The sequence below is a fragment of the Flavobacterium sp. UBA5153 genome (genome assembly GCA_002413745.1).
GTDB lineage: Bacteria > Bacteroidota > Bacteroidia > Flavobacteriales > Flavobacteriaceae > Flavobacterium.
In genome coordinates this window covers 98,883-112,822 of the sequence record DHXP01000070.1, presented here as the reverse complement: position 1 = coordinate 112,822, position 13,940 = coordinate 98,883, and the positions used below count along the sequence as shown (strand labels likewise).

The window sequence follows — 13,940 nt, the reverse complement described above, 5'->3', positions numbered from 1 at the left end:
GATTTGTCCCCTACTAAAACAAGGGAATAATTTCTGTAAAATTCGTTTTCCGTGAAAACTTCCAGTAATGTGTGATGGTTTTTTCTTGGTTCCCAACGACTGATATATATCCAATAATCTTGAAAATTGTATTTCGATTTAACCTCGACCTGTACCTTTTCTTTTTCATAAGGCTCAAAAAAAATACGGTCAACTGCGTTTGGAGTTATTGTACTATTTTTAATTCCAAAGTGTTTCTGTATCTGTTTTTTCGAATATTCTGAAACAGTTAAAACTATATCAGAATGTTTTGCGCTCCATTTAAAAAGAAATCTGTTTTTTATTCTGTAGCTCAAAGGGAAGTATTCTGGATAATCTAAAAAAAGTACGTCATGAATTGTATTAACATATTTACAATACTTCAAAGGCGGCACGATGTACTGAAAATGGGCATAATCAATTTTATTTTTTTTTATTAATCTGGGAATGTCAAATAATAGCCTGTAGACTTTGTTCTGGGAAGAATATTTTAGATAATGGACGTTTCCGGCTGTTCCGAAAATTTCTTGAATAACAGAAATATCATTGGCACCAAAAAAAAATTGCTTGTTTTTGTCTTTGATCAATTCCTGATACAATCCTCGAATGTATGTTGTAGTGCCTTGATGGCTTCCATCAAATACGTGGCAGTCAACAAATATTTTGAGGTTGTTTGTCATTTATTATTCATTTGATACTTTCCACTGTGTAAAAGTGCAATTAATCCTCCTAAAATAAAAATTACCACATCTCTAGGGTTGTAAATACCGGTGATTGTTAAAGTGGTGAAAAAATAAAAAACTGATATTGAAGAAATAAAAACTGACACAAAAGAATGTCTCCGGTAGGTTTGAAGATATAATTTAATCAAAAAATAGAACAATAAAATCAATCCGATTATACCAGTTTTATAAAAAACATAAATATAACCATTGTGGGTCTCCGAGATATATTTCATTCCTTTTTCATTTAAGGGGGCTTTGAACTTAAGATTTATCAAAGATCCAAAACCGGTACCTATAACATAGCTGGACGGATTATCCCGCATCAAGGCCAGAGCTCTTTTTGCCTCGTAACCTCTCCAATGATCCCAAAGGTCTTTGTGGTTTTCCCTGTCTATATTTGCCTTAAACAACTCTGATGGAGCAATCTTTATTTTGTATAAAAAAGATTCCAGACCAGGTTTGTTTCTATCAATTTTTACCGTAAAAAGGTAAATATAGATTAATCCAATTGTTGTGATTATAAATAAAAACGTCTTAATGTTTTTTTTATTAATTTTTGTAAAACCGTATATGGAGAGCAATACGAATAGAAATCCGACAATCATGGTTCTGGAAAAATAGAGAACATTTGAAATTAAGAGGATAAATATAATAATCGGGTTGATAAATGATTTTTTGAAAATTTGCTGCTTTTGGAATTTACCGTAAAAAAGAGCAAATAAAAGAGCAAATAACTCCAAAAAATCGTCTTTCCCAAAGTCATTTCTGATGTCGTTAATATTGCCAAAAAAAAGCTTGCCGGAAATTAAAACCAAAAAAAGATGAACTATTGCAGATAGAAACCCTGAAACGATAATTATTTTTACAAAATCTTTAAGTTCCACCTTTTTGAAGAGAAAATAACCCAATAAAATACCCAAAACAGGTTTTAAAAAATGGGCTATGTCTTTTATAAAATTGATGATTTTATATTCATAAAACACCATTGGCAATAATCCCAAACAAAAAATAAGGAACAATGGTTGTATTTTATTGACTATCCCATTTGTCAATGATTTACTGTCCAACAAAAAAAATAAAATTAAAACAACTAATTGCAAAAAAATATTAAAACGGAATGAAGGGAGGTATAATTGGCAAAAAACAATTAACAAAAAAGGGGGTATATATATGTCTTTCGTTTTTATATGCATTTTAAATCTTGTTTTTTAGTATTTTGATATTTTTATTAATTGACAGCATCGTTTTTGCAACGATTCTGGGGAGACCATTAAAATGTTTTTCAGCATAGATTCCGTAGCCATTTATCAATAAATTTTCCCTTGTTTTATTAAACCCAACCAAATGAATATAACTTATTGATGGGATAAAAACACAAGTTTTACCATTGTTTGCCATTCTTTTGCACAAATCAACATCTTCAACATACATAAAATAATCATCGTCAAAACCGCCTGTTTTTTCAAAATCATCTTTATTGATTAGCATAAATGCACCCGTCACCCAATCTACATAAAATGTTTTATCCAAATCAAAATTCCCTGTTACAAATTCAGACCTATCCTCATCCAAAAAAGAAAATTTAAGCAATCGCAATGGAGAAGGAAATTTTCCAACTGAAGGGATATACTTTTTATTCCCACCAAGCATTTTTACGGTCACAATTCCAACGTTTTCATCGTTTGTGAGGATTTCTATTGCCGGCTCAATTGAATCTAATAAAACGGTATCATTATTCAACAACAGGATTGTTTTTCCCTTGGCGTTTTTTACGCCTAAATTATTTCCTTTTCCAAAACCAAGATTTTCTTTGGATTCTATTAAAACAATGTTTGGATAATTTTGTTTTATAAAATTACAACTTTCATCACAGGAATTATTGTCAATAATAATAATTTCGAACAAACAGTTTTTAAGCTTGTCATATAACGAATCCAAACAATCCTTTAAATATTTTAATCCGTTATAATTAACTATTATTACTGATAGTTCTATTTCCATACGTTGTATATTTTTAGACAAAGGTATAAAACCCCAGCTTCCTTTTGATATACAGAAGACATACGGCATTAAAGAAAACATTTGTAATCAAACTGGCAATTGCAGCGCCATTTATCCCATATTTTGGGATAAGAAAAGTATTTAATGCTACATTCGCAACAAAACCAAAAATGGTTATGTTCCTTAATATCTTTTGATTGTTAGTCATATTTAATATTTGATCCACATTGCCCGTCATTACATTCAGCAACATACCAATAGCGATAATAAATAATGCCGTTTTTCCTTCAATAAAATTGGCCCCAAACATCCCTAAAATAATTTCACCGAAAACGATTAGGAATAATACGATTGGGATTGTTATTAGAAAAACAATTCTTGTGGCGTTTTTTATGGTTTTATGCAATTCTGCCAACTTATTTGACCGGTATAGTTCTGAAATTTTTGGTGCCAAAACCACATTCATGGATATGATGACTAACATAGTCAAGGAAGCTAGTTTGTAGGCCAGGTTATAAATCCCTACATCTCTTGTCGAAGTCAAGAACCCCAGCATAAAAACATCCGTCCAGTTTAATAAAAACAACATTAGGCTACTTAACATCATCGAGGAAGAAAACTGAATGATCTGCTTTGTGGATAATTTTTCAAAAATGGCCGTTTCAGATTTTTTAAAAGCAAAAAAACATTCAACAATTAGCGTTATTGAAATGGAGATAGAATAAAAAGCAAATGTTATCGATTCATTTTCTTTTGAAATGGAGATGATTACCAATAAAAGTAAAAAAATGAAGTTGGGTACCAGAAACATAAAGATGTTAAACTTCAAGAAATTTTTTGTGGCAATAAAAAAATTTAAGATGAGTTCGTGAATTATGGCAAAAGGCAAGGTAAAAACGATGATTTTCAGGTAAGGAATCAACTCTATGTTCCCAAAAATATCCAATGCAATAAATTCCCTGAAAAAAAAATAAAAACCACAAGGAATGATGGTTGCTATCAAGACTATTTTTAAGCCTTTTTTTAAAATAAATTGGGAAAAATGATCTTCTATTTTGTGCAAACCCAAATAACTAATTATGGCATTCGGAAGTCCTAAAGCAAATAGCATGGTACTTGCCTGAAGCATGGTGAAAATAAGGGAATAATTTCCATAAACACCTTCACCGTAATTTTTGGTGATGAAAAAAGTAATAAAGAAATTGAGAAACAATCCCAAAATTCTATACAAAAAAGTCAACCTTCCTGATGAAAGAAGTTGTTTGAACGAAATAGATTGGGTTGTTATGTTATTAATTTTTCTCAATGGTGCCAAAAATAAATTCAAGTTATTTAACAAATTTTAACCATTACATTTTATATGCCATAAACTAGCCTATTTCTGTAGCTTTCAAATTTAATTTTTTAATAATTATATCCAGCTCTCTATTAAAAACCATTTATTTTTTGTGATTTAATTTTTTTCTTTTAAACTTTCCTCCCATGTTCTAATTTCAATATTAAAAGTGCCTTTTATTTTGCTTTTATCTAAAACGCTGTATTTCGGTCTTTCTGCAGGCGTTGGATAACTTGTTGTTGGAATTGGTTGTAAATCGATATTTACATTATTTACTTCAAGTATTTTCTTGGCAAAATCATACCAGCTACATTGACCTTCATTGCTGAAATTGTAAATGCCAAAAGGGACTTGTGATTTTGGATTTGTGATTTTGGATTTGATTATTGTTAAAATCACCTCGGCTAAATCCACTGCATTTGTTGGAGTGCCAATTTGGTCATTGACAATGCTTAACGAAGTTCTTTCTTTGGCCAACCGCAATATGGTCTTCATAAAATTATTGCCAAACTGGGAATAAACCCAGGAAGTTCTTATGATAAAATAATCGTCAAATACTTCTTGGATTGCCTTTTCCCCTGCTAATTTGGTTTTTCCATATATGCTTTGAGGATTCGTAATATCCTCTTCGGTATAAGGCGTTGTTTTGTTTCCGTCGAAAACAAAATCGGTCGAAACATGAATTAATGTCGTACCAAAATCTTTGCAAACTTCGGCTAAATTTCTAGCTCCAATTACATTGATAAAATTCGCTTTTTCGGGTTCGCTTTCAGCTTTATCAACAGCGGTATAAGCGGCTGTATTAATACAAAAATCCGGTTCTATTTTAGAAAAAACCGCTTGGCAGTCTTCTTTTTTTGTAATGTCTAGATCTGATGATGAACAAAAAATAAACTGTATCTCAGGATATTTTTTTGCAATATATTGCAACGAATTCCCTAATTGTCCCGAAGCTCCCGTAACTAAAACTACCATGCCGCTTTTGCGTTTTCAATTGTTGGCAATAGTTGGTCTTTTTCGGAAATCAGCAATTCTTTTTCTGGAAAGTGCCAATCGATATTTATTTTTGGGTCGTTAAAAATAATTCCTCCTTCGGACTCTTTGTTATAAAAATTATCGCATTTATAAAAGAAAGTTGCCGTTTCGCTCAACACTAAAAAACCATGTGCAAACCCTCTTGGAACAAAAAATTGCAACTGATTTTCACCCGAAAGTACAACTGAAACATATTGTCCATAGGTTGGCGAATCGGGTCTTATATCTACTGCAACATCCAAAACTTCTCCTTCAAGAACACGAACCAATTTTGCTTGAGCGTGAACTCCTGTTTGATAGTGCAACCCTCGAAGCACTCCTTTTGTAGAAAAAGACTGGTTGTCTTGAACAAAATGAATTGGCTGTCCAATTCCTTTTTGAAAGGTATTTTCATTGAAACTTTCCATAAAATAACCTCTTTCATCTCTGATGACTTTAGGTTCTATAATGTAACAACCTGTTAGATTGGTGGTGATAAAATTCATTTTAATAGTTTTAAAACACAAACAATGGTGTTTTTTTATTGTTAATTTGGGCAAGATTGCCTTTTTAATTATCTCTTATATAAAAAAGGGTTTGGCAACCCGCTTTCAATAACAGTTCTGCCGTATTTTTATTTATTCAACAAGAATATGGTTTTTTGGTTTTTATAAAATCTTCCGAAGAATCCGACAAAGATAAATCCAAAAATCAAAACGAAAGGTAAAATAAATTTCAATTTTCCATTGATTGATTTAATGTTTTTAATATTTATTATTGCACTGTCGTCCTTTATGATTTTATCAAAACCTACCAACTCAACTCTATGAATTCCCTGTTCTTTAATTAAAGCGTCTTTGGTTTTAATGACATCGTTAAGCTGTGTGTTTTCGTTATAATAAACCAGTTTGTCGCTTTTTTTGGAGCCATTTATCGTGTTGGAAAATTCGTTTAAGACTCCATTAATTTGTGAAATAATGGTGTCATTTTGGCTCATCTTAACTTGAATATTGTTTAAAACTTCTTTTTGTATCTTCTTGTAATAATCCGTATCGTTTAAAAAACTTAACAGTGGTTGGACTGTTCCTTTATCGCTGATTGATTCATTGGTTATAAAAGATATAGTATGAAATCTATAATTTTTACTGGTTAAATTGTCTTTAATTATTTTTTGAATATCACCGTCTTCTGCCATCAACTTGATTAATTCAAAGTTTTCTGCTTTATTTTCAATAAATTTGTAAACGTCAATTATAGGCTTTATTTCGATTTTTAGGATTTCTTTAGGATTTTTTATACCTACAACCTCTTTTAAAAAAACGGTGTCTCCCTCTTTAATTTTAGACTCAATTAAATCAATTTTTGAATATAAATAATCCGTGCTTTCAAAATTCGGCTCCACTATGATTTGATTATTATAGGTTTTTTGTGTTATGTCTAAATAAAATCCCGCGCCAAATCCCACTATAAATAAAATTGAAATTATAATCCTATTTATAATAAAAAACCGGATACACCTGAATAAAAACATATTAATTTCTTGAAAAAAAAATCCTATTTTTTTGGAAATTTGGGACAAATCAATTTGCTGGTCTTCTTGACTGTTGTGTGTATTTGTACTCATGCCCTGATTTTTATTTTACATTAAAAATTTGTTCCAATATCTTGATTGTAATCAAATAAGTAGGTTTTACACCCGTTGTTCCCAAGCCTCCAGAAGCCAATGTTCTTCCTGTTTCCAAGGGATTATCTGATGCATAATAAGCATATCGAACTTTCACGTCAAGAGGAATGCTTTTTCTGATTTTCGAGGCCGACTGAATGGCTTTTTGATAATAAGAGCCTTCCATTTCCAATCCAATAACTCCCCAAGTAGATTCATGAAAGAACCTTAGCAAATCTTTATTTTGCAAGGATGTGCCAAGTACGGTAACCATTGACCCGGCAAAAACAGAAATGTCATTGCCTTCAAACATTTCAGCCGCTAATTCATTATGGAAAAAATAATTGTCCGCCGTTCCTTCATTTATATGTGCCGTAGGAATCATAATATCGCCTTTTCTGCCTTCCAGAATACCTGCTTTTCCCATTATGGATACAGATTCCACGTTTAACAAGGTGTTGTCTTTCTTGTATGGCTTCAATAATTCATCGATGGTTTCATAAGCCTGTTCTCCAAAAGCATAATCCATCACAATAATTACTGGTTTTATATCTCCAATATTTGCTGTTGGAAAGGATGATTTTGCCCAATCCATTTTTGCCGTGTCAAAAATTTGAACGTCAATATTGGTTCCAGAAGTGTCAGGAATCGAAATCATTCCGTGCAATTTTGCAAATTCCTCCACTTTGTCTCTAACCTCATAAGCCCCTGATTTGCTCAATTCTTCATAAATAAAGAAATCAGATTTATCTTTAAACTTGGTTTTCAACGCTGTCGTGGCAAAGATGGAGTTCATCACGCTGTGCATATTGGCACTTATAACATGAATTGGCCGGTCTAAAAGTTGGTTTTCGTTCAAAACTTCCTTGACATTGGTTGCCCAAATTTCGCCGTGAATATGGTGTCCTAATCGTTCTCTTAAAATGGGACTAAACGTTATCGTTCTTTTGTTGTCGTCTACAACTTCTTCAATTGCTAATTTTCCCAACCAAAAGATAACGTGCAAAAAACGATCTGGAGATAATTCCGATCCAAAGGCGTCGTATATGTCCAATACTTCTATAAATGTTCTTCCAAGAATGTTTGCGGCGTGCGAAACGGCTTTCTCTTTTTCTATTTGCGAAAGTTTTTTCTTTTGAGAAACGGCCTGCTCCAGTTTTTGCCAATCGCGAGATACTTCGCCGGCATCGTCAAGCAAAACCCTGTTTTTTATCTTGTGCGATTCGATGAAAATAAACGTCAAATGCGTCAAAATATCATAAATATCCGAACGCCCACGGGTAATTTCAACATTCATTTGTTCCTCGTCAATGCGATAACAATTTCTTTTTCTTTTGGGAGGTACAATTGCCTGGAAATGGGATCCGGAATAGCCCTCGTCTGAAGTTAAATTAATAAATCGACATTCTTCAATTCCAGTGGGAAGACGCTCAATAACATATAAAAGTCCGCTTAATTCCACTTTTTCTTCGGCAATATTTCCATAAATTTCAGGCCGCAAAGAAAGTAATGCTTCTCGTAGCGTTTCGCCCGAAACACCCATAGGTTTATAAAATCCTCTGTTAAACAAATGGCGCATTGTGATGTACATTTTTTCAATTGCCGCCGAGGATTCTTGTGACCTAGATCTTGAGGTGTTCTTTATATCCTTCATTAATTGTATATTCTAAGCATACGAATGTATGGTTTTTATTGTTTGCTAAGTAAATCCACTATTTTTCTGTCATTGCTCAGCCTTGGAATTTTATTTTGCCCGCCCAGTTTTCCTATGGATTTCATATAGTCTTGAAAACCGTTTTTTACCACTTTTGTAATAACTACTTTTCTCAATACGCTGCCCACTATTAAATCATCGTAATACATATTTTGTTTCCGCATGGCATTGTCTAAAGCTTCCGAAAAAGTGTCGAAGTTTTCAGGTTCGTTTTCAAATTCTATGAACCACTCGTGATACGGCAAACCTTCGGTTGAATTAATCTGCGGCGCAACGGTAAATTCGTTGATGCGAATAGTTGTGCCAATTATTGCTTCTTGCAAAGCACTTTCGACTTCTTTGCCAATTACGTGTTCGCCAAATGCAGAAATATAATGTTTGATTCTTCCTGAAACAATTATTCTATAAGGTTTTAATGATGTAAACTGAACGGTGTCGCCAATATTATATCCCCAAAGTCCTGCATTGGTAGAAATTATCAATACATAATTTACTCCCATTTCTACCTCGCCAATGGTAAATCTCCTTGGATTTTCGAAATAAAACTCATCGCTTTTTACAAATTCATAAAAAATTCCGGAGTTCAACAACAACAACATTCCTTTTTCTTTCTGGGAATCTTGGTAGGCAAAAAATCCTTCAGAGGCTGGAAATAATTCGATGCTGTCTACTTTTCGTCCTATGAGATTTTCGAACTTGGCGCGATACGGCTCATAATTGACGCCACCATAAATGAATAAATTGAAGTTTTTGAAAATTTCACCAATAGGCTTCCCTCCTTTTTGATGTAATTTCTCGAAATACATTTGTACCCAAGACGGAATTCCTGAAATCACCGTCATATTTTGGTCGAAAGTTTCTTCGACAATTGCATTTACCTTGGTTTCCCAATCTTCAATACAATTGGTTTCCCAAGAAGGCATTCGGTTTTTTTGCAAATATTTCGGTACAAAATGTGCCGCAATTCCCGACAATCTTCCTAGTTTTATACCGTTTTTTTCTTCCAGAATTGGACTTCCTTGAAGGAAAATCATTTTCCCGTCGACAAAATCGGCTTTTCCTGTTTCGTGAATGTAATGCAGGATCGCGTTTCGTGCCGCTTCAATATGATATGGCATAGATTCCTTGGTAAGCGGAATGTATTTTGCTCCCGAAGTAGTTCCGGAAGTCTTTGCAAAATAAAGCGGTTTGCCTTTCCAGAGAATATTCTCCTCGCCTTTTACAACTTGATCAATGTAAGGTTTTAACTCTTCATAATCACGAATCGGAACATTATTCGCAAAATCTACGCTTGTTTTTATTTGATTGAAGTGATGGTCAATTCCAAACTTGGTGTGTTGTGCCTCTTTTATTAATTTTTGTAAAACTTCATTTTGAATTTCAACAGGGCGATTGACCCACAATTGGGTTTTAGTATAAATTTTTTGTGCAAATAGTTTTGCTGCAAACGATTTTATTGACATTTTTTGTGTTTACTCTTTTGAAAAAATAGTTCAAGACTCTATTTTGATTTAGCTTTTGGGGAAATTGGTTTTTTTTCTTCTTTGTCCACTTGTTTCCTTAATTCCAATTCTTCTTTTGATGGTGATAAATCAACCTGGGGCGGTGCTTCATTACTTGAGGCAAGTATGGAATCTTTGTTGAATTTTGCATATTCTAAATCGCCAGTCAATACTTTTTGAATCGATTTTATATAGGCTTCATTTTTCTTTAATGCATCAGACAATGAGTCTGATTTTAAGGCAAGTTCAGTTGCATCTCTTTTTAGTTTTGAAGAAGAGTATCCCGGAATAAACTCACGTAAGGGCGTAAAAGCTATGATATAAGTGGTAAATGAAATTAACAAAATAGCGCCAATAGTAGCCGTCACAAAAACATTCATCAGATTCAATTTGAACGAGAATATTTCTTCAAATGTATCCTCGTTCAAAATAACCAATCGGTTTTTTAAGAATAATTTGTTATGGAGTCTTTTTCTTTTAAGTCTCTTTTCAGACATATTTTATGTTTATTTTACAAATATAACAATTAATGTTATGATATCATTAGCCTATTTTCTTAATGAAATTTATGACAACTAACCTATTTTACGAAAGATTTAACGCTTTTGAAACTAAATAATTAACCTAAAATGAATTTAGGTAAAATATTTCTATATACCTTTGTCACAAGATTTATTACAAATTTGCTTCGGCAATAAATTATTCAATTATGGGAAGATTAGGTGTCACTGAAATCCTTGTTATATTAGCAGTTGTTTTATTACTTTTTGGAGGTAAAAAAATTCCAGAATTAATGAAAGGGTTGGGTAGCGGAATTAAAGAATTCAAAAACGCAGCCAAAGACGATCAGCCAGCTGATAAAAAAGAAGAAGAAACAAAATAAAAATATCCCGATGATTTCGGGATATTTTTTTTATCTTAAATTATCATACTCAACTGAATACGTTTTCTTTCCTCATCCACTTCGGTCACTTTCACTTGAACGTGTTGGTGTAATTTTACCACTTCATTTACATCACTCACAAAACCAGCTTTGAGTTGCGAAATGTGAACCAAGCCACTTTCCTTGATTCCAAGATCTACAAAACAACCAAAATTGGTGATATTGTTGACAATTCCAGGTAAAATCATCCCGGTTTTCAAATCTTTTATCGTTTTTACATTGGGGTCAAATTCAAAAACTTTTGCCGATTTTCTAGGATCCAATCCTGGTTTTTCGAGTTCTTTTATAATGTCTTTCAATCCCAATAATCCTATTTCAGGCGTGACATAATTTTCTGGTTTTATCAGGGCGGTTTTTTCCTTGTTGGCAATCAAATCATTCACGGAAACTTTCAAATCCTTTGCCATTTTTTCGACAATTCCATACGCTTCGGGGTGAACGGCTGAATTATCTAATGGATTTCTTGCATTCGAAATTCGGATAAATGCAGCCCCTTGCTGGTAGGCTTTTTCGCCTAATCTTGGCACTTTTTTCAATTGTTTTCGGTCTTCAAAAGGACCGTTTTCAGAGCGATATTGCACAATATTTTCGGCCAGCTTCTCTCCTATTCCACTCACATAACTCAACAAATGTTTGCTCGCCGTATTGATGTTAATTCCAACGGAATTCACGCAACGAATCACCGTATTATCCAATTCTTCTTTAAGTTTGGTTTGATCCACGTCATGCTGATATTGGCCTACGCCAATGGCTTTCGGGTCGATTTTTACCAATTCGGCCAAAGGATCCGAAAGTCGTCTGCCTATGGAAACTGAACCACGAACCGTCACGTCGTAATTTGGAAATTCCTCTCGTGCAATTTTTGATGCCGAATAAACTGATGCTCCAGCTTCAGAAACTATAAAAACCTGAACTGGTTTGTCAAAGGCAATTTTCTTGATAAAGAACTCGGTTTCTCTCGAAGCCGTTCCGTTCCCAATGGAAATGGCATCAATTTGATACGCATTCACCATCGAACGAATTTTTTTCATCGCCATTGCCGTTTCATTTTGTGGCGCATGAGGATAAATGTTTTCGTTGTACAACAAATCCCCTTTTTCGTCGAGACAAACTACTTTGCAACCAGAACGAAATCCTGGATCAATCGCCAAAATTCTTTTTTCGCCCAAAGGCGGAGCAAGTAACAACTGCCCTAAATTATTGGCAAAAACCTGAATAGAATTGGCGTCTGCCTTGGCTTTAGCTTCTTGCAAAGCTTCGTTTGAAATTGCCGGATTCAGCAACCTTTTGAAACTGTCTTCGATGGCAAGTTGTAAATGCGGAGTTGTATTGTTTTTCTTTTTGATAATTAGTTCATCAATTATATCTAAAGCTTCCTCGTTTTCAACTTCAATTTTCATTTTGACAAAACCTTCGTTCTCGGCGCGAAGCATAGCTAATAATCTGTGCGATGGTGTTTTACTTAAACTTTCGGACCAATCGAAATATTGGTCGAATTTTTGGGCTTTTTCGTCGTCTCTTTTTGCTTTTACGACTTTGGTTGTGATGGTTGCTTTGCGCTGAAAAAGTCTGCGCAATTGCTTGCGAACATAAATATTTTCGTTAATCCATTCGGCGATAATATCTCTTGCGCCTTGCAAAGCTTCGTCTTCATTTTGAACTTTATCGTTCAAATATTTGGTGGAAATAAAATCGACATCATCATTATTTTGTGCCATAATGATTTTTGCCAGTGGCTCCAATCCGTTTTCCCGAGCGACGTCGGCACGGGTTTTTTTCTTCTTTTTGTAGGGCAAATAAAAATCTTCCAACTCCTGTAAATCGAAACTTTGTTGGATTTTTTTATCTAATTCCGGTGTAAGTGCATTTTGTTCTTCGATAGATTTTAAAATGGCTTCTTTCCGTTTTACGATGACTTCGTACTCCTTTTGAAGTTTAGCAATTTGTTCTATTTGAACCTCGTCAAGATTGCCGGTTTTGTCTTTTCGATAACGGGAAATAAACGGAATTGTGCAATCTTCTTGTAATAATTGAACCGTGTTTTGAATGTTTATTGGTAAAGTAGCAACGGTTTTGGATATGAATTGTATGTTGGTCATTATTTTATTTTGACGTTAATCTTGGACAATAAAATCCATTGGATCCTCTTTATTGTATTCAGGTTGAATATTAACGTGATTAATTTGGAATTTATCTAATAAAACATATTCCACCTTGTGTAGCATTTCATTGAATTCAGACATTTTTATATCTTCAAGACAGTCTAAATGCGCTTCGAGATGTAATTCTTCTTCGTTGAGATACCAAACGTGAATATGGTGTAATTTACCTATGCCTGGAATTTTATGTACTTCTCTAACAATTTCTTTTATTTCAATATGGCTAGGTGTAAAAAGCATCAGCATTTGTGTAGATTTTATAAGTAAATCAACACCTACAACTATCAAATAAATGGCAATAATCAACGTCATTACACTATCAACCCAATACCATTGAAAATATTTCATTAACAATCCGCCAATTAAAACCGCGACCGAAGCCAACATATCTGTAAACAAATGCAAATAAGCGGATTTCATGTTCAGGTTTTTGTCTGCGTCACTTTTTAAAATTAAAACAGACAAACCATTTACTATGATTCCTAAAAGTGAAAGCCAAATTACTAATTCAGATGCAATTTTATGTGGATTGAAAAAACGTTCGGTAGCTCCATAAATTAAAAATAAAGCAACAATTATTAACGTCATGGCATTTACAAAAGCGGCAATAAGTTCCGCTCGTTTGTACCCAAAAGTTTGATTGACAGATGCTTTTTTCTTGGATAATTTATGAGCGATATAGCTAAAAACCAAAGAAAGTACATCTGAAAAATTATGTAAAGCATCGGAAATTAAAGCCAAACTTCCCGAAAGAATTCCGCCAATAACTTGGGCAATAGTGATTACAATATTTAAAAAAATTGAAAATAACAGGTTTTTACCTTGTACTTCGTGTTTGTGACTGTGGCTATGATTGTTTCCCAAA

General features: G+C 33.4%; 13 protein-coding genes. 1 reads left to right on the top strand and 12 read right to left on the bottom strand.

Features of this window, described 5'->3' with window-relative positions:
* The 10 genes from B2145_RS14480 to B2145_RS14435 form a co-directional block, all read right to left on the bottom strand.
* A partial coding sequence (locus B2145_RS14480) for a glycosyltransferase (protein WP_291103672.1) occupies positions 1-698 on the bottom strand: 698 nt, incomplete at its 3' end.
* The gene (locus B2145_RS14475) at positions 695-1,762 is read right to left on the bottom strand and encodes an O-antigen ligase family protein (protein ID WP_291103668.1); all 1,068 of its coding nucleotides are present in this window, start codon (positions 1,760-1,762) and stop codon (positions 695-697) included. The genes B2145_RS14475 and B2145_RS14480, both read right to left, overlap by 4 nt.
* Positions 1,763-1,937: 175 nt before the next feature.
* Entirely contained in the window at positions 1,938-2,744 is an 807-nt protein-coding gene (locus B2145_RS14470) for a glycosyltransferase family 2 protein (protein ID WP_291103665.1), read from the bottom strand.
* A 13-nt stretch (positions 2,745-2,757) separates the two neighbouring features.
* Complete coding sequence (locus B2145_RS14465) at positions 2,758-4,050, bottom strand: oligosaccharide flippase family protein (RefSeq protein ID WP_291103664.1); 1,293 nt, start codon at positions 4,048-4,050, stop codon at positions 2,758-2,760.
* A gap of 147 nt (positions 4,051-4,197) precedes the next feature.
* On the bottom strand, positions 4,198-5,055 hold the full coding sequence (gene rfbD / locus B2145_RS14460) for a dTDP-4-dehydrorhamnose reductase (RefSeq protein ID WP_291103662.1): 858 nt from the start codon (positions 5,053-5,055) through the stop codon (positions 4,198-4,200).
* Entirely contained in the window at positions 5,049-5,600 is a 552-nt protein-coding gene (gene rfbC, locus B2145_RS14455) for a dTDP-4-dehydrorhamnose 3,5-epimerase (RefSeq protein ID WP_291103661.1), read from the bottom strand. The genes rfbD and rfbC overlap by 7 nt, the downstream gene beginning before the upstream one ends.
* A 128-nt stretch (positions 5,601-5,728) precedes the next feature.
* On the bottom strand, positions 5,729-6,718 hold the full coding sequence (locus tag B2145_RS14450) for a hypothetical protein (protein WP_291103660.1): 990 nt from the start codon (positions 6,716-6,718) through the stop codon (positions 5,729-5,731).
* A 10-nt stretch (positions 6,719-6,728) separates the two neighbouring features.
* Positions 6,729-8,411 carry a DUF6909 family protein gene (locus tag B2145_RS14445; RefSeq protein ID WP_291103658.1) on the bottom strand — a complete coding sequence of 561 codons (1,683 nt, stop codon included), beginning with the start codon at positions 8,409-8,411 and terminating at the stop codon, positions 6,729-6,731.
* Positions 8,412-8,446: 35 nt separating this feature from the next.
* Entirely contained in the window at positions 8,447-9,934 is a 1,488-nt protein-coding gene (locus B2145_RS14440) for a GH3 family domain-containing protein (RefSeq protein WP_291103656.1), read from the bottom strand.
* A 38-nt stretch (positions 9,935-9,972) separates the two neighbouring features.
* Positions 9,973-10,470 carry a peptidase gene (locus tag B2145_RS14435; protein ID WP_291103655.1) on the bottom strand — a complete coding sequence of 166 codons (498 nt, stop codon included), beginning with the start codon at positions 10,468-10,470 and terminating at the stop codon, positions 9,973-9,975.
* A gap of 212 nt (positions 10,471-10,682) precedes the next feature.
* Between B2145_RS14435 and tatA the strand changes: the two genes are divergently transcribed.
* A complete protein-coding gene (gene tatA, locus B2145_RS14430) occupies positions 10,683-10,856 on the top strand; it encodes a twin-arginine translocase TatA/TatE family subunit (protein ID WP_291103653.1) in 174 nt (57 codons plus the stop codon).
* A gap of 35 nt (positions 10,857-10,891) precedes the next feature.
* Here the strand turns inward: tatA and B2145_RS14425 are convergent, their stop codons facing one another.
* Together B2145_RS14425 and B2145_RS14420 are read right to left on the bottom strand one after the other, a co-directional pair.
* Entirely contained in the window at positions 10,892-13,015 is a 2,124-nt protein-coding gene (locus tag B2145_RS14425) for a Tex family protein (RefSeq protein ID WP_291103651.1), read from the bottom strand.
* Positions 13,016-13,030: 15 nt separating this feature from the next.
* Entirely contained in the window at positions 13,031-13,939 is a 909-nt protein-coding gene (locus B2145_RS14420; protein ID WP_291103650.1) for a cation diffusion facilitator family transporter, read from the bottom strand.
* Position 13,940: the final 1 nt, after the last annotated feature.